Origin of the sequence: Nocardiopsis terrae (assembly GCF_014651695.1) — a bacterium.
GTDB lineage: Bacteria > Actinomycetota > Actinomycetes > Streptosporangiales > Streptosporangiaceae > Nocardiopsis > Nocardiopsis terrae.
The window spans coordinates 1-20540 of record NZ_BMXJ01000012.1 but is presented as its reverse complement, the minus strand read 5'-3'; the positions used below and the strand labels follow the sequence as shown (position 1 = coordinate 20540).

17 protein-coding genes are annotated in these 20540 nt (G+C 71.8%); 8 read left to right on the top strand and 9 right to left on the bottom strand.

The features are described 5' to 3' along the window. Window positions 1–17: 17 nt before the first annotated feature. Window positions 18–998, bottom strand: coding sequence for a 23S rRNA (guanosine(2251)-2'-O)-methyltransferase RlmB (gene rlmB / locus IE195_RS25390; RefSeq protein ID WP_191276167.1), 981 nt, complete (start codon window positions 996–998; stop codon window positions 18–20). Between the two features lie 202 nt (window positions 999–1200). Further along, a complete protein-coding gene (gene cysS / locus IE195_RS25385) occupies window positions 1201–2604 on the bottom strand; it encodes a cysteine--tRNA ligase (protein WP_191276165.1) in 1404 nt (467 codons plus the stop codon). Between the two features lie 417 nt (window positions 2605–3021). Between cysS and IE195_RS25380 the strand changes: the two genes are divergently transcribed. After that, complete coding sequence (locus IE195_RS25380) at window positions 3022–4881, top strand: DUF2637 domain-containing protein (protein ID WP_229826459.1); 1860 nt, start codon at window positions 3022–3024, stop codon at window positions 4879–4881. Window positions 4882–5062: 181 nt separating this feature from the next. Here IE195_RS25380 and ispF read toward each other — a convergent pair whose 3' ends face one another. The 3 genes from ispF to phoU form a co-directional block, all read right to left on the bottom strand. Further along, window positions 5063–5533, bottom strand: coding sequence for a 2-C-methyl-D-erythritol 2,4-cyclodiphosphate synthase (gene ispF / locus IE195_RS25375; protein ID WP_191276275.1), 471 nt, complete (start codon window positions 5531–5533; stop codon window positions 5063–5065). A 31-nt stretch (window positions 5534–5564) separates the two neighbouring features. After that, a complete protein-coding gene (locus tag IE195_RS25370; RefSeq protein WP_026129182.1) occupies window positions 5565–6047 on the bottom strand; it encodes a CarD family transcriptional regulator in 483 nt (160 codons plus the stop codon). A gap of 337 nt (window positions 6048–6384) precedes the next feature. Continuing rightward, window positions 6385–7047, bottom strand: coding sequence for a phosphate signaling complex protein PhoU (gene phoU / locus IE195_RS25365; protein WP_191276163.1), 663 nt, complete (start codon window positions 7045–7047; stop codon window positions 6385–6387). Between the two features lie 124 nt (window positions 7048–7171). Here phoU and IE195_RS25360 point away from each other — a divergent pair, with 124 nt between their 5' ends. Together IE195_RS25360 and IE195_RS25355 are read left to right on the top strand one after the other, a co-directional pair. Continuing rightward, window positions 7172–8365: a sensor histidine kinase gene (locus IE195_RS25360; protein ID WP_191276160.1), complete on the top strand. Its 1194-nt coding sequence runs from the start codon at window positions 7172–7174 to the stop codon at window positions 8363–8365. Then, on the top strand, window positions 8362–9060 hold the full coding sequence (locus IE195_RS25355; RefSeq protein ID WP_191276158.1) for a response regulator: 699 nt from the start codon (window positions 8362–8364) through the stop codon (window positions 9058–9060). Before IE195_RS25360 ends, IE195_RS25355 begins: the two co-directional genes overlap by 4 nt. A 336-nt stretch (window positions 9061–9396) precedes the next feature. On the opposite strand, the gene IE195_RS25350 is transcribed toward IE195_RS25355, so the two are convergent. Both IE195_RS25350 and pdxR read right to left on the bottom strand, forming a co-directional pair. After that, on the bottom strand, window positions 9397–10188 hold the full coding sequence (locus IE195_RS25350; protein WP_191276156.1) for a hypothetical protein: 792 nt from the start codon (window positions 10186–10188) through the stop codon (window positions 9397–9399). A gap of 424 nt (window positions 10189–10612) precedes the next feature. Next, window positions 10613–12043, bottom strand: coding sequence for a MocR-like pyridoxine biosynthesis transcription factor PdxR (pdxR, locus tag IE195_RS25345; protein WP_191276154.1), 1431 nt, complete (start codon window positions 12041–12043; stop codon window positions 10613–10615). A 67-nt stretch (window positions 12044–12110) separates the two neighbouring features. Here pdxR and IE195_RS25340 point away from each other — a divergent pair, with 67 nt between their 5' ends. Then, a complete protein-coding gene (locus IE195_RS25340; protein ID WP_191276152.1) occupies window positions 12111–12752 on the top strand; it encodes a pyridoxamine 5'-phosphate oxidase family protein in 642 nt (213 codons plus the stop codon). A gap of 22 nt (window positions 12753–12774) precedes the next feature. Here the strand turns inward: IE195_RS25340 and dtd are convergent, their stop codons facing one another. After that, window positions 12775–13200, bottom strand: coding sequence for a D-aminoacyl-tRNA deacylase (dtd, locus tag IE195_RS25335; RefSeq protein ID WP_191276149.1), 426 nt, complete (start codon window positions 13198–13200; stop codon window positions 12775–12777). Between the two features lie 62 nt (window positions 13201–13262). Next, window positions 13263–15113 carry a DUF2207 domain-containing protein gene (locus IE195_RS25330; protein WP_191276147.1) on the bottom strand — a complete coding sequence of 617 codons (1851 nt, stop codon included), beginning with the start codon at window positions 15111–15113 and terminating at the stop codon, window positions 13263–13265. A gap of 228 nt (window positions 15114–15341) precedes the next feature. On the opposite strand from IE195_RS25330, the gene IE195_RS25325 reads away from it, so the two are divergent. The 4 genes from IE195_RS25325 to IE195_RS26740 form a co-directional block, all read left to right on the top strand. Then, complete coding sequence (locus IE195_RS25325; protein ID WP_225942679.1) at window positions 15342–16232, top strand: neutral zinc metallopeptidase; 891 nt, start codon at window positions 15342–15344, stop codon at window positions 16230–16232. A 149-nt stretch (window positions 16233–16381) separates the two neighbouring features. Next, on the top strand, window positions 16382–17314 hold the full coding sequence (locus IE195_RS25320; RefSeq protein WP_229826468.1) for a neutral zinc metallopeptidase: 933 nt from the start codon (window positions 16382–16384) through the stop codon (window positions 17312–17314). A gap of 93 nt (window positions 17315–17407) precedes the next feature. Then, window positions 17408–19807: a hypothetical protein gene (locus IE195_RS25315; RefSeq protein WP_225942304.1), complete on the top strand. Its 2400-nt coding sequence runs from the start codon at window positions 17408–17410 to the stop codon at window positions 19805–19807. A 618-nt stretch (window positions 19808–20425) separates the two neighbouring features. Then, on the top strand, window positions 20426–20540 hold a 115-nt coding region (locus tag IE195_RS26740; RefSeq protein ID WP_191276143.1), incomplete at its 3' end, for a helix-turn-helix domain-containing protein.

Genomic DNA, 20540 nt, shown 5'->3' with positions numbered 1-20540 from the left:
CGGGGTCCCGGGGAGGGCTACTCGACCCGGGCCCCGCGGCGGCGGGCGACCTCGTAGAGGGAGACCCCCGCGGCGACGGAGGCGTTCAGGGACTCGGCGCCGCTGATCGGAATGCTCGCGACCACGTCGCAGGACTCACGGACCAGGCGGGAGAGCCCCTTGCCCTCGGAGCCCACGACCACCACCAGCGGACCGGTGGCCAGTTCGAGGTCGGGCAGCCGGGTGTCGCCGTCGGCGTCCAGCCCGGCGACGAACAGCCCGGCCTTCTTGTAGGACTCCAGGGTGCGGGTCAGGTTGGTGGCCTGGGCGACGGGCAGTTTGGCCAGGGTTCCGGCGGAGGTCTTCCACGAGGACATGGTCACGCTGGCGGCGCGCCGCTCCGGGATGAGCAGGCCGTGCGCGCCGAAGGCGGCGGCCGAACGCGCGATGGCGCCCAGGTTGTGCGGGTCGGTGACCCCGTCCAGGGCGACGATCAGCGGCGGGGTGTCCGAGGCCAGCGCCTTGTCGAGAAGGCCCTCGGCCGCCCAGTACTGGTAGGGGCGGACCTGGAGCACGATGCCCTGGTGGGTGGCGCCGGGCAGGCCGTTGCTCTCACAGCGGCGGTCCAGGTCGGTGCGGTTCACCTCGACGACGTCGACGCCCTGGGAGCCGGCCAGCTTGGCGGCCTCGTTGACGCGGTCGTCGGGGTCGAGGCTGTTGGCCAGGAACAGGCGGATCGCGGGCATGCCCGCGCGCAGCGCCTCGACGACCGGGTTGCGCCCGATCAGCAGGTCGGAGTTGTCGGGGCGGTTGGGTGAGCGCTCCTTGCGGGGGCTGTCCGAAGCCGCGTCCGGACCTCCGGTCCTGGCGCGCTGCTGCTTGGCGGTCTTGGACCGCTGCTTGCCGTCGTACCAGTGCCGCTGTTCCGCGGGCAGGGTGCCGCTCTTGGGCTCCAGGGAACGACGGTTCTTACCGCCGCTGCCCTTGGTCGGGCCCTTCTTGCTCTTCTTCGCCGGCATGGTCGCCGCCTCCCGATACGTGTTGCGAGCATGCCGGAAGCGCTCTTCCGGCCGATGGGGTAGCCGCGACGCCGATGGGCGGCGGCAAACTCCCAGCCTAGTGCCGACGCGCTACCACACGCGTCGTCCGCGGCGGCGGGGCCCGGCCGGGCGGGCCTACGGCCCCCGGGGACGGTCCCGCTCCGGGGCCGTCCCCGGGCTCTCAGCTGCGGCGCAGGTCCCAGCGCGGACCCTGCGGCGTGTCCTCCACCACCACCCCGGCCTCGGCGAGCTGGTCGCGGATGGCGTCGGCGGCGGCGTAGTCCTTGCGGCCGCGCGCGGCCTGGCGCTGTTCGAGGGCGACCGCCACGAGGGCGTCCACGACCTCGGTGAGGCCCTGGTCGCCGCCGGAGGCCCACTGCTCGCTGAGCGGGTCGAGGCCGAGCACTCCGAGCATGGTGCGCAGTTCCGACGCGAGTTCCTGGGTCCGCTCCTTCTCCCCGGCCCCCAGGGCGGTGTTGCCCTCCCGGACGTGGCCGTGGACCACGGCGAGCCCCTGGGAGACCCCGAGGTCGTCGTTGAGCGCCTCGGTGAACTCGGCGGGGACGTCGGCGGCCGGGGTGACGGCGCCCAGCACCTCGACGGCCCGGGTGAGGAAGCCCTCGATGCGCTGGTAGGCGGTCGCGGCCTCCTGGAGGGCGGCCTCGGAGTAGTCGATGGTGGAGCGGTAGTGGGCCTGGCCGAGGTAGTAGCGCAGTTCCACCGGGCGGACCTTCCGGACCATCTCCGGGATCCGCATCGAGTTGCCGAGCGACTTGGCCATCTTCTCGCCGCCGACCTTCAGCATGCCGTTGTGCAGCCAGTACTGGGCGAAGCCGTCGCCCGCGGCGCGCGACTGCGCCTGCTCGTTCTCGTGGTGCGGGAAGACCAGGTCGAGCCCGCCGCCGTGGATGTCGAAGCTCGGGCCCAGGTACTTGGTGGCCATGGCGGAGCACTCCAGGTGCCAGCCGGGGCGGCCGCGGCCCCAGGGGGTGTCCCAGCTGGGCTCACCCGGTTTGGCTCCCTTCCACAGGGCGAAGTCCCGGGGGTCGCGCTTGTCCCGGTCCGGGTCGGAGTCGGCGGACTCCACGACCTGGTCCAGGCGCTGGTTGGAGAGTTCGCCGTAGGCGGGGTGCGAGCGCACGTCGAAGTAGACGTCACCGGAGCCGTCGTCGGCCGCGTAGGCGTGTCCGGCGTCGATCAGTCGCCGCATCAGTTCGACCATCTCCGGCACGTGGCCGGTGGCGCGCGGCTCGACGGTGGGCGGCAGGCAGCCCAGGACGTCGTAGGCCCAGCTGAAGGCGCGCTGGTTGCGCTCGCTCACCTGCCACCACGGGACGTCCTCGTCGGCGGCGACCCTGATGATCTTGTCGTCGATGTCGGTGACGTTGCGGCAGAAGGTGACCTCGTAGCCGAGGTGGGTCAGCCAGCGGCGCAGGATGTCGAAGTTGACCCCGGACCTGATGTGGCCGATGTGGGGTGGTGCCTGCACGGTGGCACCACACAGGTACAGGGACGCGCACCCCTCACGCAGCGGGGTGAAGTCGCGGACCTGTCGGGCACTGGTGTCATAGAAGCGCAGACTCACGTTGTCAAGACTATCCGCTTTCCCCTCACCGGAACATCACAAACCAGCAGGCACCGTCAACACCGTTATCCCCCGCCGCGCCCCCGCCGTGTCCGGGGGCTCTGAGGACAGTACAGAGAACTCATATGGGGTGAGCCGTATTGGGTGCTCACGCAAGTGAGATGACCCGGAATTACGGGGCGGCTTCGGCGGGGGACCAGCCGACACCCTCTGTCAATTCCGACAGGTCACTACATAACGCCCTGATCTGTCGGCGTCGGGAAGCAGCCGGAATCGGCCGGAATCTCGTGTTAGCGGCACCGCCTCGACTACGCTGCGATGACGATGGCCCCTTTCAACAAAGCCCCCGAGACAGGGACGCGTAACGGTCGGACCGCGGGTCGCGGCGCGGGAGCCGGTGCTCTCGTCGGTGGCGCCGTGTTCGTCAGTGTCATCGCCCTGTGCGCTCTCGTCCTCGCCTACCACGGCATCTACCAGTTCGCCCGGGTCGTGCACGGCGGGGACTCCCTCCTCGCGCACGTCTTCCCGGTGACCTTCACCCTGCTGGTCCTGATGGCCTTCTGGGTGAGCTACGTACTGCGGTCGGCCCCACCCGGCGACCGCCTCTGGGTGGACCTCGTCCTCATCCCCCTGCTCGTCCTCGCCGCGGCCGTACCGATGGTGCTGTACAGCAGGGGCCTGGTGGACGGCATCGCGGCCGACCACCGGGGGATCGTCGAGGTCGTGGTGGCGGTCGCTCCGCTGGCCGCGCTGTTGGTGGCCTTCCTGCTGTGGATGGCCGTACGGGCGCACATCCGCAGGCGCAACACCACCGCGCGCCCCCGCCCGCAGCCCTCCGACGACCGCACCACCGTGCTGCGCGACCGCACCGGCGCCCGAACGGAGGGGCCGGACCCGGAGGAGGCGGCCCGGGACGACCGCGACCCGGAAACGCTCAAGTCCCGCCTGCTGCGGTTGGGCTCCGATGACGACGACCGGACCGGCCCCGGTCGGCCGGAGGAGTCGGAGGAGAACGAGGAGCGCGCCGAAGGACAGACGGCCCCGCCGCTGCCCGCCCGTACCTCCACGCTGCGCCGGGACCGCGCCGAGCAGGAGGAGGGGGAACGCCGCGAACGCGAGGACCTCGAACAGGCCGAGCGGGAGCGCGAGGAGCGCGAGGCCGCGGAGGAGCGCGAACGGGCAGAGCAGGCAGAGCGGGCCGAGCGTGAACGGACCTCCGCCGAGGCCGGGTCCGTGGACCGCGTCGAGCGGACCGGGGACCCGGAGGGCCCGGACGAACCCTCGGTGCCCGCCCTCCCGCTCCCCCGCCGGTCCCGTGACGGCGGCAACCCGATCAAGCGCGCGGCCGAGGAGCCTCCGGTGGTACCCGGCGCGGCGGCCCCCGCCCCGGAAGAGGCCTTCACCCCCGAACCCGGGATCGGGACCGGTTCCGCTCCGGACCCGCGGACCGAACGGTTCGCCGTGGTCCCCGAGCACCTGGCCGACGAGGGCTTCGAGCACGATTCACCGGTCGCCGACCCCAGCACGGACGAGGCCGAGGCGCCGGTGCCCGCACCTCCTGCCGCAGAACCCCCCGGCGTCCCCGAACCGGCGCCCGCACCCGTCGCCGGGGCGGAGCCGACAGATCCCGGGGAAACTGTTTCGGAGGAGGCTGTCTCGTGGCGGACCTGGCCCGAAACCAGCGCCGAGGACGAACCCGAGGCGGATCCTGCACCGGGAGCCGACCCGGGGTCCGGGAACCGGGTCACGCCGGACGAACCGGAGGCCGAACCTCTGTGGGAACCCCCGTCCGACGACGGCGTTCCCTCAGCCCTGGCCGACTACGTGCCACCGGTGTGGACCCCGCCCGAGGACGACGGCCCCGTCGAGCCCGCTTCCCCGGCCGAGAGGGTGTCCGAGACCTCAGCGGAGGGAACCCCGGCCCTGGACCACGACACCGGGCCCGACGTGCGCGCCGCCTTCCGCTTCGACGCGGTGCCGCCCGGTGCTGCGGCCCCCGAGCCGGAGCCGCTGCCCGAACCCGAACAACTGCCCGCCCAGGACCTCGAACCCGAACCCGTCCCGGAACCGGAGCGGGCGGCGGGGCGTGAGGCGTTCCCGGAGCCGGAGCACGAACCGGTGGCGGAGCCGACCGCACGGGCCCGGCCCGAGCCGAGGCAGCCGGTGGAGAAGCGCCCGATGGTCCTCAAACCGAAGCGCCCGCCCCTGTCGGACTTCGCCTCCGGCCCGCCCTCCCGCCGGGTGCGCAGCGAGCCCCTGCCGCCGGACGAGCGCTGATCCCGGTCGGGCACCGGCCCGACGGAGTCGCCGGAACCGACGCCGTGCGCGCGGCCCGGGGCCACCGGGCCCGCCCCTGAGCCCGCGGACGTCCCGTGGGCGGGGCGGGTACACGCCCCAGGACGCACGCGGGCGGCCGGGCACCGATCCTCCGGTGCCCGGCCGCCCGGGTGTACGCGTGTCAGCCCCGTGGCGCGCACAGGGCCGTGGCCACGGCCGCGATGCCCTCACCGCGGCCGGTGAGGCCCAGACCGTCGGTGGTGGTCGCCGAGATGCTCACCGGCGCACCCACGACCGCGGAGAGGGTCTTCTCCGCCTCGTCGCGCCTGGGTGCGAACTTGGGCCGGTTGCTGATGATCTGGACGGCCACGTTGCCGATCTCGAAACCGGCCCCGCGCACCCGCGCGACGGTCTCGGCGAGGAGTGCGGCGCCCGAGGCGCCCTTCCACCGCGGGTCGGAGGTGCCGAAGTTGGATCCGAGGTCGCCGAGCCCGCAGGCGGACAGCAAAGCGTCGCACGCCGCGTGGGCGGCGACGTCACCGTCGGAATGGCCGCTCACACCATCTTCTCCCGGCCATTCCAAACCGGCGAGAAAAAGTGTTCGTCCAGGAGAAAACGGGTGGACGTCGGTTCCGACGCCCACCCGAGGCATTTTCGTCATGAATTACGTGATTCCGCGACTATCAGTTCGTCAGAACCTCGTCGAGGAGGGCTTCCGCCTTGTCCTCGTTGGTCTTTTCCGCGAGTGCGAGTTCGCTGACGAGAATCTGCCGGGCCTTGGCCAGCATCCTCTTCTCGCCCGCGGACAGGCCGCGTTCCTTGTCCCGACGCCACAGGTCCCGGACCACCTCGGCGACCTTGTTCACGTCGCCGGAGGCCAACTTCTCCAGGTTCGCCTTGTAGCGCCTGGACCAGTTGGTGGGCTCTTCGGTGTGAGGTGCGCGCAGCACCTCGAAGACCTTGTCCAGGCCTTCCTGCCCCACCACGTCACGAACGCCGACATCCTCGGCGTTCGCAGCCGGCACGCGTACCGTCAGATCGCCCTTGTCAACCCTCAGAACGAGGTAGGTTCTGTCCTCGCCCTTAATGGTGCGAGTCTCGATCGCTTCAATACGAGCAGCCCCATGATGGGGGTAGACAACAGTGTCGCCGACCTTGAAAGCCATGTGACAGGTACCCCTTCCGCTACCACAAGGATACCATGAATCCATGACTTAACGTACCTATTAGGTTTGCGAACACGCAGGTCAGACCACACTTTTTAGGGCTTGACAAAGTGTACCCGAGGAGTCTCGGACAACTGGCCGGAGTGGGCCGGAGGAGGCCTCCACCCCCGCTGGCCAGCCGAAGCGCGTTCCCCCGGAGGGCGTTTCGGGGGTAGGGTTCGCACCCGCCCGAACACCCTCCGCGAGGGCTCGGAGCGATATAGGTCACAATTTCGGATCGGGTTGACCCGGCCGTGACCCGCCCGCACCCCGAGGCCGCCCGGGCCGCCGTTTCCGGTCAGGCCTCGGGCTCGTAGTCCTCGCTCTTCTCCCCGGTGACCATGTAGACCAGGTTGTCCGCGACGTGCACCGCGTGGTCGCCGAAACGCTCGTAGAACCGGCCGACCAGGGTGACGTCCATGGTGGCCTCCACCCCGTACTCCCACCCCGGGGCGAGGATGCGCTGGAGCAGCTTGCGCCGCAGCCGGTCCATCCTGTCGTCGTCCTTGTCCAGTTCCAGGGCGGTGTCGGCGTCCCGCTCGGTGATGACCTCACCCGCCTTGGTGACCAGCAGCTCCGCCTGGTGGCCCATCTCCAGGACGATCGAGCGGACCGGCTTGGGGATCGCCGAGTCCGGGTGGCGGCGCCTGGCGATCTTGGCCAGGTGGACGGCGTGGTCGCCCATCCTCTCCAGGTCGCCGCGCATGTACAGCGAGGTGATGATGGTCCGCAGGTCGGAGGCGACGGGCTGCTGCCGAGCCATCAGGCTGAAGGCGGTGTCCTCGATCTCCTGGTCGAGCTGGTTGATCGCCTCGTCGCCCGAGATCACCTCCTGTGCCGCGTTCAGGTCGCTGTCCAGCAGGGCCGTGGTGGCACGCGCGACGGCGTGCCTGGCGAGCCTGGTCATCTCGACGAGGCGTTCGCTCAGGCTGTCAAGGTCCTCATGGTAGGTATCGCGCATGTCGTCAATGCTCCCAGTCTGTGTTTGAAGAATCGGCCAAGGTTCGGTGAACGATGGAAGAACCTCGGTTGTGTCGCATGCCCTGACCGGGTAAAGCCCCAGTCCGCACGTTTACGATCGAATCGTGCAAGGGGAACTTCTCGCCGCTGTCGTCGGCATCATCGGGCTCGTCGCGGGCGTCGCCATCGGCGTCGTCGCCGCCAGCCCTCTCTTCCGTACCCGGACCGCGCGTGAGGAGCCGCCGTCACAGCGACACGACGGCAGCACGCTCCCGCCCGGGATCGCCGAGGTCCTGTCCGCGCTTCCCTCCTCCGCCGTGGTCCTGGACTCCGGTGACAGGGTGCTGCGCGCCTCCTCGGCCGCCCGGGCCTTCGGCATCGTACGGGGCGAGGAACTCGTCATCGGCGAACTCCTCACCCTGGCCCGCAAGGTCCGGCGGGACGGGGTGATCCGGGAGACCGACATCGAGGTGGCCGTACGCAAGTTCGGGCCCGACGCCACCTCCTTCGCCGTGCGGGTCGCCCCGCTGGGCGGCACCGGCCTGGTGCTGGTGCTGGCCGAGGACCAGACCGAACACCGCCGGGTGGAAGCGGTCCGCCGGGACTTCGTGGCCAACATCTCCCACGAACTCAAGACCCCGGTGGGGGCGCTGTCCCTGTTGGCGGAGACCGTACAGGACGCCAGTGACGACCCCGAAGCCGTGCGCCGGTTCACCGAGCGCATGCAGACCGAGGCCTCCCGGCTCACCGCCGTCATCCAGGACCTCATCACGCTCTCCCGCATCCAGGGCGCCGAACCCATCGCCGAACCCGCTCCCGTGGAACTCGGCTCGGTCGTCGAGGAGGCGATCGACACGGTGCGCATGCCCGCCGACGCGAAGGGGATCGAGCTGGTCGGCAGCGGCGCCGAGGGGGTGACGGTACTGGGCGACGAGGCGATGCTCGGCACCGCCCTGCGCAACCTCATCGCCAACGCCGTGGCCTACAGTCCGAAGAAAACGCGGGTCGCGGTGTCCGTGGAGGTCTCCCGGTCCACCGTGGACATCAGTGTCGCGGACCAGGGAATCGGCATTCCGCAGCAGGACCTGGAGAGGATCTTCGAGCGGTTCTACCGTGTGGACGCCGCTCGGAGCCGGGCCACCGGTGGTACCGGTCTCGGCCTGGCCATCGTCAAGCACATCATGACCCACCACCGTGGAGAAGTGACCGTGTGGAGCAAGGAGGGGTCGGGGTCGACGTTCACACTGCGTCTGCCCAGACCCGAGAGCCGGGAGCTCGACGCGTCCCGGAACGACAACCACCAGGAGACGGCACAGTGACGCGCGTACTCGTAGTAGAGGACGAAGAGTCCTACAGCGACGCCCTGTCTTACATGCTGCGCAAGGAGGGCTTCGAGGTCGCGGTGGCCCCCACCGGCACCGTCGCTCTGGAGACCTTCGACCGGACCGGCGCCGACCTGGTGCTGCTGGACCTGATGCTGCCGGGGCTGTCGGGCACCGAGGTGTGCCGGACCCTGCGGCAGAAGTCCAACGTCCCCGTCATCATGCTGACCGCCAAGGACTCCGAGATCGACAAGGTCGTCGGTCTGGAGCTGGGCGCCGACGACTACGTGACCAAGCCGTTCTCCTCACGCGAGCTCGTGGCGCGGATCCGCGCGGTGCTGCGCCGCCGGGGCGAGGACGAGGTCGTGCTGCCCGCCGCGCTGGAGGCCGGTCCCGTCCGGATGGACGTGGAGCGGCACGTGGTGACGGTGCGCGGCGACAGCGTGCAGCTTCCGCTGAAGGAGTTCGAGCTGCTGGAGGTGCTCCTGCGCAACGCCGGGCGGGTGCTCACCCGGATGCAGCTCATCGACCGGGTGTGGGGCGCCGACTACGTCGGTGACACCAAGACCCTCGACGTGCACGTCAAGCGGCTGCGCGCGAAGATCGAGGAGGACCCGGGCAACCCGAGGTACATCGTCACGGTGCGCGGCCTGGGCTACAAGTTCGAGCCGGTCACCGTCGAGGTCGAATAGCCCGGGCACGGGAGATCCCCCTCCGGATTCCCCGTTCCGGTCCTCCTTCGAGTTCCGACTCCCGTGTCCCGGGCGGTGGCCGCTCCACCCCCGGGACCCCTGTTCCCCGACTTCTCCGGACCCCGCGGGCCGTCGGCACGGCCCGTTCTCCGCCATGCCCGGAGAAGGGCCGGGTCCCGTCGCTGCTCCGGCGGCCCAGCGTGCCCGCTGCAGCTACTCACCGGTTAATTCGCCCCTCGCCGTAGCTTCGGGAGAACTGGGCCGTCCTGCCCGCCCCCTTCTCGGACCGGCTGTAGTGCCTGCTCCATCTGAAGGCCCGGTCCTGCCGCGGCTGCGTCACAGGGTACGGACCGTGAGCACCAGTGGATCTCGGACACCGTGCTGCGCGCCGGCCTCAGCCAGAAACGCGATCAGCCATCCCAGAGCGTCCAGGGACCACTCGGCAAGGGTTCCGTGAACGGTCACGCAGTGGTGGCCGGGGCCGTTCCACAAGTGGTCGGCGATGCCGGGGACCAGTCCCGCGGCCTCGTCGGCGTCCCCTCTCGCAGGTGTGGGGTCGCACGAGAAGACGCCCTGTTCGAAGGTGCGCATCCACGCCAGCATCCCGGGGGCCGCATCGACGATGGAGGGCACCTGCCCGCCGTCCAGGATGACCTGGACCCGCCGGGCCAGGCGCGAGTCGGTGTCGGCGAGCCAACCGGCTTCCTGGAGCAGACTCAGCACGGTCGGTGTAACTGTGCCCCCCGCCTCGGCACGGATCGGCACGGGCACGAGGATCTGCAGCGCCCGCAGGTTCAAGACGCCGATCCGTGCCGCGACGTCGCCGGCGCAGGACAGGAACGGCTGGGTCGGCAGCGGCCGCTCGGCCGCCGCCGACCCGGTCAGCGACACCTGGAACCAGAGCTTGCGTGTCATAGGACCTGGGGAGTCCGCCTCGTCGTCCTGGCCGGCGTCGTTCATGCCCCACAGGCCGCCGTGGGCGTCGGGCGCGGCATCGGTGAGCCAGGCCATCGCCGAGGACCGGGCGAAGAACAGGCTGTAGGCATCGGAGGCGTCGGTCTCTGGGTCGTGCCAGGGATGCACCGCGAGTTCTCCGTGGAGTGCCGCCAGCATCGTGTCCTCACCCATACCCGGTGCCTCCTTCAGGTTCCCTCAGTGCTCGCAGTTGATGTCGCGGGTGGGGGTGGTGAGCTTGTTCGGCAAGTCGATCACTCCGATCCCCTTGCCGACGCGGCGACGAGACAATCGAACGGGGCCGCCTTCGGACACAATCAGCAATGAGATTACTACCCATGGCGATATAACGAGCAGTGATCACGCACCGAGGACCCCAGCCCCTTGCGTCCCGGCCACCGCTGTGGCAGGCAACCCGGCGGAGCACCGCGGCTCATTCCACGCCTGGAGGTGGACCCCGGGGCGTCGGAGTTCGCCCCGTGGCCGACCTGTCGGCCTGGCGGCTTCGTCAGAGTTGGCCGCTCGGACACCGCGCTCCGGCTCCCCGGGCCCGTTGACGGGCCTGCGGGTCAACGGGACCCGCCATGCCCGGGCCCCGTCAGGCCCGGGCGTACCTCTCCACTGCGCGGGCCAGCACCCGGCAGGCGCGCCGTAGTTCCCCGCGGTCCGCGGACCCGTAGCCGATGACCAGCCCGTGCACGGTCGGTGCTCCGTGGCTGGTCCGGCTGGTGTCCTCCACCAGGACCCCCTCCTCCGCTGCCGCCCTGATCACGGGGGCCACCGCCGCCTCGGGCAGGCGCAGCAGTACGTGCAGCCCGGCCGTGTCCCCGGTCAGCCGGGGGCCGAGGTGTTCGACGAGCAGGGAGCGCCGTCGGGCGTACTCCAGGCGCATCCGGCGCAGGTGCCGGTCCAGGTCCCCGCGTTCGAGCAGGAGGGCCGTGGCCGCCTGGGGCGGGCCGCTGGTGCGGTCGGACAGCTCGGTCCGGGCCCGGACGAGGCGCTGGAGCAGGGCTGGTTCGGCGACGATCCAGCCGATGCCGAGGTCGGGGTCGAGGGTCTTGGAGAGGGTGCCGAGCAGGACGACCCGCTCGGGGTCGAGGCCGTACAGGGCTGGCAGGGGCGCCACGTCGTAGCGGAACTCGGCGTCGTAGTCGTCCTCCACCACCAGGGCTCCGGTCCGGCGGGCCCAGGCCAGGAGCCGTTCGCGACGGGGCAGGGGAAGGCGTCCGCCCAGCGGGTACTGGTGGGCGGGCGTGGTGTAGACGACGGAGAGGTCGTCCGGCAGGTCCTCGGTCCGGATGCCGTCGTGGTCGACGGGGCAGGGCACGATCTCCGCGCCCCGGGCGGCCAGGATGCTGCGGGCCCTGCCGTAGCCGGGGTCCTCCACGCCGGCGCGGATCCCCGGTCCGAGCACGGCGCCGACCAGGTCGAGGCCGTTGCCGGTGCCCCGGGTGACCAGGATGTTCTCCGGGCCCACCCGGACGCCGCGGGTACGGCGCAGGTGTTCGGCCAGGAGTGCGCGCAGCTCGGGTCGGCCCCGGGGGTCGGGGGCGTCCGAGGGGGGTTGTTCGGCCGCGTGCCGCCAGGCCCTGCGCAGGGCCGCCCGGTCGTGGCCGTGGACCCAGGGTGCGCCCGGCAGGAGGTTGACCACGGCGTCCCGGCGCAGCTGCTCGCGGGAGGGGTGGCCGCGCACGGTCTCCGCCTCCCGTTGGGGCCCCGCCCGCCGTTCCGGTGCGGCGGGGAGCCCTTCGCGCCGGTCCGGGAGGGGCTCGTGTTCGGCGACGAAGGTGCCCGAGCCGTGGCGGCCGTCGAGCCAGCCCTCCGCGTAGAGCTGCTGGTAGGCGTCGGTGACGACGGTGCGGCTCACCCCGAGCTGGGTGGCGAGGGCCCGGCTGGAGGGCAGCCGTTCACCGGCGCGGAGCGCTCCGGAGGACATGGCCTCGCGGAGTTCGCCGGAGAGCTGGGCGGTGAGCGGGACGGTTGCGGAACGGTCGAGGCGGACCGGGGGCTCGGTGACGTGTCGGGGCAAAGTGGTCTTTCGCTTCCTGCAAGAAGTGGCCATGGTTCGGATATCCACTTCTGTCTACGGTAGTCGCATGCTCTCCACCACCGAACGCACACGACTCAAGCGCGCCAAGCACAAGGCCCGGACCGACCGCGGTGAACTGTACGACCTCCTCGACGAGGGGCTGGTCTGCCACCTGGGCGTGGTCGTGGACGGCTCCCCCCGGGTGCTGCCCACCGGCTACGGGCGGATCGGCGACACCCTGTACCTGCACGGTTCGACCGGCGCCCGGTCCCTGCGGCCGGAGGGCGAGGTGTGCGTGACGGTGTCCCTGGTGGACGGGATCGTGCTGGCCCGGTCCGGCATGCACCACTCGGTGAACCACCGCTGCGCCATGGTCTTCGGGACCCCGCGCCTGGTCACCGACGAGGAGGAGCGCACCGCCGGGCTGCGGGCGATCACCGAGCAGCTCGCACCGGGCCAGTGGGACGTGGTCCGACGGCCCGACGCCAAGGAGATGGCGGCCACCCGGGTGCTCGCGCTGTCCCTGGAGGAGGCCTCGGTGAAGGTGCGCACGGGGCCGCCGAACGACGACCCCCAGGACCACGCCACCCCGATCTGGGCGGGTGTGCAGCCGGTCCGGACGGTGTTCGACCCGCCGGTCACCGATCCCGGCCTGGCGCACGACCTGCCCGCCCCCGAGCACGTCCTGGCCCGGGTCACCGGCCGCTGAGCGAGGACCGCCCCCGGCCGCCTCAGGCCTCGACGATGACCGTGAACGGCCCCTCGTTGGTCAGGCCCACGGACATCTGCGCGCCGAACACCCCCGTGGCCACCTCCGCGCCCTGGTCGCGCAGCTCCCTGACGACCGCGTCCACCAGGGGTTCGGCGACCGGGCCGGGGGCGGCCGCCTGCCAGGTGGGGCGGCGGCCCTTTCGCGCGTCGCCGTAGAGGGTGAACTGGCTGACCACCAGGAGCGGGGCGTTGACGTCGGAGCAGGACTTCTCGTCCGCCAGGATCCGCAGCGTCCACAGCTTCCGGGCGACCTTGCGGGCCTCCTCCCCGGTGTCGGTGTGGGTGACGCCCACCAGGGCCATCAGGCCGGGCCGGGTGATCTCTCCGACCACCTCGCCGTCCACCGTCACCGAAGCGTGCGACACCCGCTGCACGACCGCGCGCATGGGTTCCCCCTCTGTTGTTCGTTCCTGTGCCCGCCACCGGCCGTGCCGGCCCCGTGCGCCGTCTACTTCGTCCGTTGGAGCTGGTTGAGCAGCCGTGCGCGGCGCGTGCCGGCGATGACGCCGGTCAGGGTCACCACGAAGGTGTGGATGGAGTCCGCGAAGTCCTCGATCCGCCACTCGCTCGGGCCCGTGTACCAGGCCAGGCCGTCCCCGGTGAGCTCCTCGGGGCTGAGGTCGGCGATCGCGGCGGCGGCGAGGATGTTGGCCCAGCGGTCGACGTCGTCGAAGATCACCGCGTAGGGGAGGTAGCGCGAGTACAGTTCCACGCGCTGCCCGGGCGGGGCGTTCTGGGACCGGGGGCTGAGCAGGTACTCGCGGAAGCCCACGGTGTGCGCGTAGACGGAGCTGCCGAGCCTGGTCTTGGCGGGCATGTACTGGGCGCCCGCGGTGACCGCGGCGCCCGCGATGATCACGGCCAGCCCGGAGAAGGCCGCGCTGGTGAACATGGCGAGGAACCCGGTCAGCACCACCCCCGCGGTGGTGAGCAGCATCCCGGTGAGCGTCCACACGCCCCGGACCCGGTCGGGCGGGCGGGAGAACCACTTGAGCCGCACCATGTCCCGGTACAGCTCCTCGCGGGCCCGGTCGATCCGTTCCGGGAAGTCCACGGACCGGCCGGGTGAGCCCACCTCGGACAGGCGTACCGTGCGCTGGTCGCCGAAGAGGGCGTCCAGCAGCAGCCACTCGTGCGAGAGCAGGCTCCGGCCGGGCGGCCCGTCGAGGCGGACCATCCGCCAGTCCACCGAGGTGAAGTGTTCCTGCGGGAGTTCCTCCAGCCGGATGTACCCGCGCACGGCCAGGTCCAGGACCGCGCCGGTCAGGTCGGTGATGTCGACCGTCTCGTTCACGAGGGTCCCGATCTGGCCGGGGTGGACGCCGTCGGGCGGGGCGAAGCGCACGCGCCCGTGCTCACCGGAGGCCACCGGGGCGTGGTCGCCCCCCGCGGCCTCCCTGCGCAGCGCGCGTTCGTCGCGGCCGCGGACGCGGATGAGCGCCACCAGGCCGCCCACCAGGACCAGCAGCAGGAGCCCGAACGCGCTCCCGGTGGCCGGGGTGACCTGGAAGGCCGAGGCCAGCGACCAGCGGCGGGTGAGGATGGGTTCGCCCTCGGCGGTCCCGGGCGGGTAGTTGACGACGATGTCCAGCCGGTCGCTGGGGGTCATGTCGGCCTGGAGGAAGTGCGCGACGACCGCGTCCCCGCCCATGTCGGAGGCGGTGCAGTACATGGCGCTGCGGGGCTCCCCGGCGAGGCAGGACAGGGCCTCGGGCGGCATGGGCGCGGTGACGGTGACGTCCGTGGACCGAACGGTGTGGCTGTAGGCGCCCACGGCCCGCCACTCCAGTTGGACGCCCTGGGCGACCTCGCTGACGGTGCCCTCGACCCGGTAGCCGAGCTCCACCCCGCGGGTACCCCCGGTGGGGATGTGCACGAGCAGGGCGCCGTCGGTCTCCTCGGTCTCGATCTGGAGGGCGGCGCCGTCGGAGTCGACCGCCGAGATCCCGCCGATCTCGAACCTGCGGTCGTGGTCGGTGTCATAGAGCATGGTGGCTGTGAGGGCCCGGGTGAACTCCTCGGGGGCCGGACCGTCGAAACGGATGGACTCCTCACCGCGCAGCACGCCCGACTGGTCCAGTTCGAGGCGGATGTCGTTGGTGATGATCTGGTCTGTGGTGGAACGGTGGGCTGTGACCGCCGGTTCGCGCCCCGGTACTGTGGTCTCCGGTGCGGCCGCCGTCGCCGCGTGCGCCTCTCCTCCCGGCCACGCCACGGCGACCACCGGGACCAGCGAGGAGAACACGAGTAGGGCCGTCGCCAACACGACGGCCTGGCGCCAGGAGCCGACCCACCACATGTCGCGAGAGCCTATCCGGTCCGCACACGGACCGTGCCCACAGGGCGCCCACAGTGGCGTCGCGTGCCGGTGTTCCACGAATGCGCCCGCCTGTCCCCCGGGCGTACCAGACAGCTCCCCGGGCGCACCGCGCCTCCCCCTGCGCGCGGGTCCGGTTCCGTGGTGAGGGCCCGGCGGCCCGGCCCTGACGCGGACCCGTGGGCGGAGCGCCCCGGCTTCCTCCAGCGGATGGGGGTGGGCGCCTCCCTGTCCCTGGGCACGGGCCTGGCCGCGGTCGGGTTCACCGGGTTCCTGGCGTTCTCGGCGCTGCTGCCGTCGGCCCAGCCCGCCTGGGGGAACCCGCTCGGCCCGGCCCCCGGCCAGCTGCTGGCCGGGGACGACGGCGACGCCCCCTCCGAGGCGGAGCGGGTGTCGGTCGATGACCCGCTCGGACGGAACCCGCTGTACGTACCCGGCGAGCTGGGCGAGGTGACCTGTACCCCGCCGGCCATGGACACCGAGGACCCGGAGTCGATGGAGGCGTTCGTGCACGCCATCGCCGACTGCCTGGACCAGGCGTGGGGGGAGTACTTCGAGGAGGCCGGCGTCCCGTTCTCCTCCCCCAACCGCGTGTACTGGCACGCGGAGGGGCACAGCCCGTGCGGGCCCTTCCCCAGCGAGGGCACCGCGGCCTTCTACTGCCAGGCCAACCAGGGCCTCTACCTGGGGGTGGAGGACATCGTGGCGGCGTCGGCCGGCAACGACGCCCCCGAGGCGTACACGTTCCTGCTCAGCCACGAGTACGGCCACCACGTGCAGGGGCAGTCGCGGATACTGGCCGAGTTCCGCACCCTGCGGGCCGACTCCGGCGATGAGACCGCCCAGGAGCTGACCCGGCGCAAGGAGCTCCAGGCCAACTGTCTGGGCGGGGTGTTCGTCGGCGCCTCCGAGGAGTCGCTGGGTTACGGAGCGTCCGAGCGGGCGAACATCCTCGACGACGTCGGGCGGCGCTCCGACCGGTCGGGCACGAGCACGCACGGGTCGGTGGAGAACGGGCGGCTGTGGACCGCGCACGGTCTGGACCGTGTGGACCCGGCGTCCTGCAACACCTGGGAAGCCCACGAGGAGCTGGTGCGGTGAGCGGTGACCTGGGCCGCGGCGGCCCCGGCGGCCCCGGTTCCGGGGGTTCCGGGTTCGACGGGACCGGATTCGACGGGGTCGGCCCCGGGGGTTCGGACGTCCCCGCCCGCCTCGCCCACTCCCGCAGGGCCCACCGGACCAACCGGCGGGTGTTCGGTGCGGTGTGCGGCCTCCTGGTGGCCCTGCTGGCGCTGTCGTTGCTCTCCTGGACCACCGTCGGCGACAGCGGTCCCGACACGGGCACGGTGGCCGGGCAGGCGGGCGACGAGGGGGACGACAAACCCGGCCAGGGCGGCCTCGTCGAGGACACGCCCAGCGGCCAGCGGGGGCTGCCCGGCACCACCGTGCCCGACCGGCCCGTCGGGCGCACCGCCCTGGTCTCGAACCCGCTGTACGACACCGGGAGGCTGAGCCCGCTGCCGTGCCCGGTCCCCGAGCTGGATGTGGAGAGCGCCGAGTCCATGGACGGGTTCCTGCACCGGGTCGCCGACTGCCTGGACGACGTGTGGCGGACCCAGTTCGAGCGGGCCGGCATCCCGTTCACCCCGCCGGAGCGGGTGTTCTGGGACGAGCCGGGGGTGAGCCCGTGCCGCGCCTACCCCTCGGCCGCGGGGGCGTTCTACTGCAGTGCGAGCGGCGCCGTCTACATCGGCACCTCGGACGTGGTGGAGAAGTGGAACGGCTCGGAGGAGAGCGTGGTCTACGCGTCGCTGCTGGCCCACGAGTACGCCCACCACGTGCAGGGCGAGTCGGGGCTGCTGGAGTACTACCACGAGCAGCGCCAGCTGGAGGAGGACGACGCGGGCCGCAACTCGTGGACGCGCCGCAGCGAACTCCAGGCGAACTGCCTGGCGGGTGCGTTCCTGGGGTCGGTGCGGGTGAGCTACCCGTTGGGTGAGCAGGACCTGTCCGCGCTGCTGGACGACGCCTCGGCCACCGCGGACCGCGAGGACGGGCCGGAGGAGGAGCGCACGCACGGCTCCTCGGACAACAGTGTGCGGTGGACGCGGACCGGCTGGGACGAGCAGTCCCCGGGGGCCTGCAACACCTGGGACGTGGACGACGAGGACCTGGTCGGCTAGCGCGCCCTCCCCGGGGCGGGCCCCGCCCCGGGTTCGTCCACAACCTCACGATGACCAGTGCCCCGTCACCACTTTGCGTGGCAGGATGCTGACATGCCGGATTCCCCCGAACCCCCCGGCTCGCACGAGCCGGTCAGCCGAACCCCCGCCCCCCGGACCCCCTGCGCCGAACCCGCCGCGGCGCCCCCAGCCGCACCCGGCCCCGACCGGGTGGAACTGCGCGTGCACGGGGTCAGCGGCGGCCAGGCCGAGGAACTGCTGGACGTGGAGCCCGCCATGCGCGTGGGCGGCGACCGGCTCGCGGGCTTCTTCCGCTGGCGCCGCGAGCGGGACACCGAGACCGTCCCCGGGGTGCGGCGGGAGATCTTCGCCTGGGGCAACCTGACCTCCGGCAGCTCCTCGCGGGCGTTCTGGCTCCTGCTGCTGCCGTTCATGATGGTCAACGTGGCGTACTGGATGCGGCCCGGCCGGATGGACCGGGACCAGACCGGGGTCCGCAGGGCCGCCAGCACCGTCTACGGGGCCGGGGTCCGCCTGCTGGCGCTGTCCCTGACCGCGCTCATCACCCTGGCCGCGGCCGGTGTCGGGATGGACCTGGTGGGCTGGCAGTGCGCCGGGCAGGGGCAGGAGTGCGTCCAGGCGCGCCCCTGGTTGGCGTTCCTGGCGTCGGCCTCCTCCCCGCTGTCCGTGCCCGGCTGGGGGCTGGTGGTCGGGGCGGTGCTGCCCGCGGCGGTGGTCGCGGTGCTGTGGCGGCTGTCCAGACGGACCGCCGCCGACTACGAGGTGGTGACCGGTCCGGTGCCGCCCGAGCACACCGAGGACGCCCCGCTCAGCCATCCGGACTTCTGGCGCAACAGCGAGATCATGGCCCGGCTGCGGTCGGCGCACATCGCGGTCGCGGTCGGCACGGTCGCGGTGCTGCTGCTGGTCCCGCCGCTGCGGTACGACCTGTCCGCGCGGGGCGGGGACGCGCTGACCGACCCCGGGGCGTGGTGGTTCGGGTTGGTGCTGGCGGTCCTGTTGGGGGCGGTGGCGGCGACGAGCACCGCGAGTGTGCTGGTGCCCGGCGCCGATCCGCGGTGGAACGCCCGGGCGGACCGGTTCTGCCGGATCCTGCGGGACGCCATGCTCGTCCTGGTGGCGGTGGTGGCGGTGTACACGGTGTGGCCGCGGCCGGGTTGGGAGGCGTCGGGGCGGCTGCCGGGCAGCGGCACCGTGCTGAACTCGCTCTTCGCGGCGCAGGGCGCGCTGGTGCTGGTGCTGCTGGTGGCGGCGCTGGTGCTGTTCTCGGTGGACCGGCCGCACGCGCGAACCGCGATGCGGGGACTGGCGGGACCGTCGACGGCGGCGCTGGGGGCGCTGCTGGGCGGCGGGTTCTCGGCGGCCCTGGTGTACCAGGGGGCGTTGTGGCTGAGCGGCTGCGGTTCGGTGAGCGCACCGGAGACGGACTGTCTGGCGCTGTCGCCGCCGACGGCGTACTCGTGGCTGCAGTTGGCGTTCGCCTTCGAGGCGGTGATCGTGCTGGTCGTGGTGGCGGTGCTGGCGCTGCGGCTGCGCGGTGCGGTGCGGGCGGAGCTGCCCGAGGTGACCTCGTTGTACTCGCGGAGCGTGCGGGACCGGCGGACCTGGGAGATCGCCCGGGCCAGAGCGGCCGGGCAGATGACCGAGGTGCTGCCCAAGGTGCTGGGGGCGTTGCTGTTGCCGGTGGTGCCGCTGATGGGGTTGGCGCTGTACTCGACGCTCACCGGGAACCTGGTCGCCGCTCCGGTGGACGCTCCGACGGTGGTGGCCGGGGAGTTCCGGGGGGTCGCCCAGAGCGCGCTGGACCTGCTGGTGGGTGTGGGTTCGATCCTGGGCGGGGCGTGTCTGGTGGCGCTGGTCTGGATCGGGCGGAGTGCCTACCGGGACCGGCCGACCAGGCAGGCCGTGGGTGCGGTCTGGGACGTGGGGACCTTCTGGCCCCGGGTGGCGCACCCCCTGGCGCCGCCGTCCTACGCGGAGCGGGCGGTGCCCCAGTTGGCGGCCCGGGTGGCGTGGATGGCCCGGAAGGGGACCGCCGTGGTGTTGTCCGGCCACTCCCAGGGTTCGGTGCTGGCTGCGGCGACGGTGTGGCAGTTGCCGAGGGACTGCCGGGGCCGGATCTCGCTGGTGACCCACGGGTCGCCGTTGGACCGGTTGTACGCGAGGTACTTCCCGGCGTACTTCGGCCCGGCGTCGTTCAGTGACCTGACGGGGAGGGTGTCGGCCTGGCGGAACCTGTGGCGGGTGACGGACGCGATCGCGGGCCCGGTGCGACGTATGGGTCCGGAGGGCCGTGGTGAGGCGGTGGTGGAGCAGGCGGAGCCGCTGCCCGACCCGCGCTGTTACGACGCGCCGCCTGGGGAGGCGCGGCGTCCGGAGGTCCTGGGGCACTCGTACTACACGAGTGATCCGGCCTACGCGCAGGCGCTGTGCGAGGTGATGCCCACGCCGCCCGGCGCGGGGAGCGGTTGAGTCCCGGGCTGGCAGGAGGATGGTCAGGTCACGGACAGTGGCGGTGGTTGCGTTCAGCGGGTGCGTCCGGCGTCCGGGCAGACGAACCGGCCGGACGAGCGCCCGTGGTCAGGGGGAAGGGGGCGGCTGCTCATCCTGCTGAGTTCTCGAACCCTCCTGCTCACGGGAGTGCTCTCGGAGAGCCGACAGCACAGCGTTCCGCGTGACGTGGTATTTCAGGTACATCCACACAGCGACGAACAGTGCGGTGAGGGCCAGGGCGGACAGTGGCTCTGCAGGCATGGCCGCAGTCTAACCTCGGCCCTTGGCAGGGTGTCTGAGTCATCTTCGCCAGCTGCACCGCATGGCCCGGTTCTCCCGAAGGCCCGGCACAGCACACACGATCCGTGAGTAGCTTCTGGCCCCTGTGGTCCTGAGCACGCACCCGTGCCGGACCTCCTCCGGTTCTCCGGCACACATCCGGTTACGTGGGCGTACGGGTTCAGCAGTGGCATGCGGTGAAGCCGCTCGCCCCGGGCGGATTCGGGTCCCCTCTTTCGCGGTGATCTTGCTACCAGGGGCAACTTCGGCGGGTGGTTTCTAGCATCTGTTGCAACGAACCTGATTCAGGGGGTAGTTGTGCCAGGTAGACGACTGTGTCGGGATGAGCGGGTCCAGATCCAGACTCTGTGGGAAGAGGGTTACACCTACGAGTACATCGGGCAGCGCATCCACCGCCCACGCTGCACCGTCT

Coding starts and splice junctions, on each gene's coding strand:
- IE195_RS25350 (WP_191276156.1), bottom strand. CDS start 10,188: ATGGGTGAGGACACGATGCTGGCGGCACTCCACGGAGAACTCGCGGTG.
- IE195_RS25340 (WP_191276152.1), top strand. CDS start 12,111: ATGCTCTCCACCACCGAACGCACACGACTCAAGCGCGCCAAGCACAAG.
- IE195_RS25330 (WP_191276147.1), bottom strand. CDS start 15,113: ATGTGGTGGGTCGGCTCCTGGCGCCAGGCCGTCGTGTTGGCGACGGCC.
- phoU (WP_191276163.1), bottom strand. CDS start 7,047: ATGCGCGATACCTACCATGAGGACCTTGACAGCCTGAGCGAACGCCTC.
- IE195_RS25315 (WP_225942304.1), top strand. CDS start 17,408: ATGCCGGATTCCCCCGAACCCCCCGGCTCGCACGAGCCGGTCAGCCGA.
- IE195_RS25325 (WP_225942679.1), top strand. CDS start 15,342: ATGGGGGTGGGCGCCTCCCTGTCCCTGGGCACGGGCCTGGCCGCGGTC.
- dtd (WP_191276149.1), bottom strand. CDS start 13,200: ATGCGCGCGGTCGTGCAGCGGGTGTCGCACGCTTCGGTGACGGTGGAC.
- ispF (WP_191276275.1), bottom strand. CDS start 5,533: ATGCCTCGGGTGGGCGTCGGAACCGACGTCCACCCGTTTTCTCCTGGA.
- IE195_RS25370 (WP_026129182.1), bottom strand. CDS start 6,047: ATGGCTTTCAAGGTCGGCGACACTGTTGTCTACCCCCATCATGGGGCT.
- rlmB (WP_191276167.1), bottom strand. CDS start 998: ATGCCGGCGAAGAAGAGCAAGAAGGGCCCGACCAAGGGCAGCGGCGGT.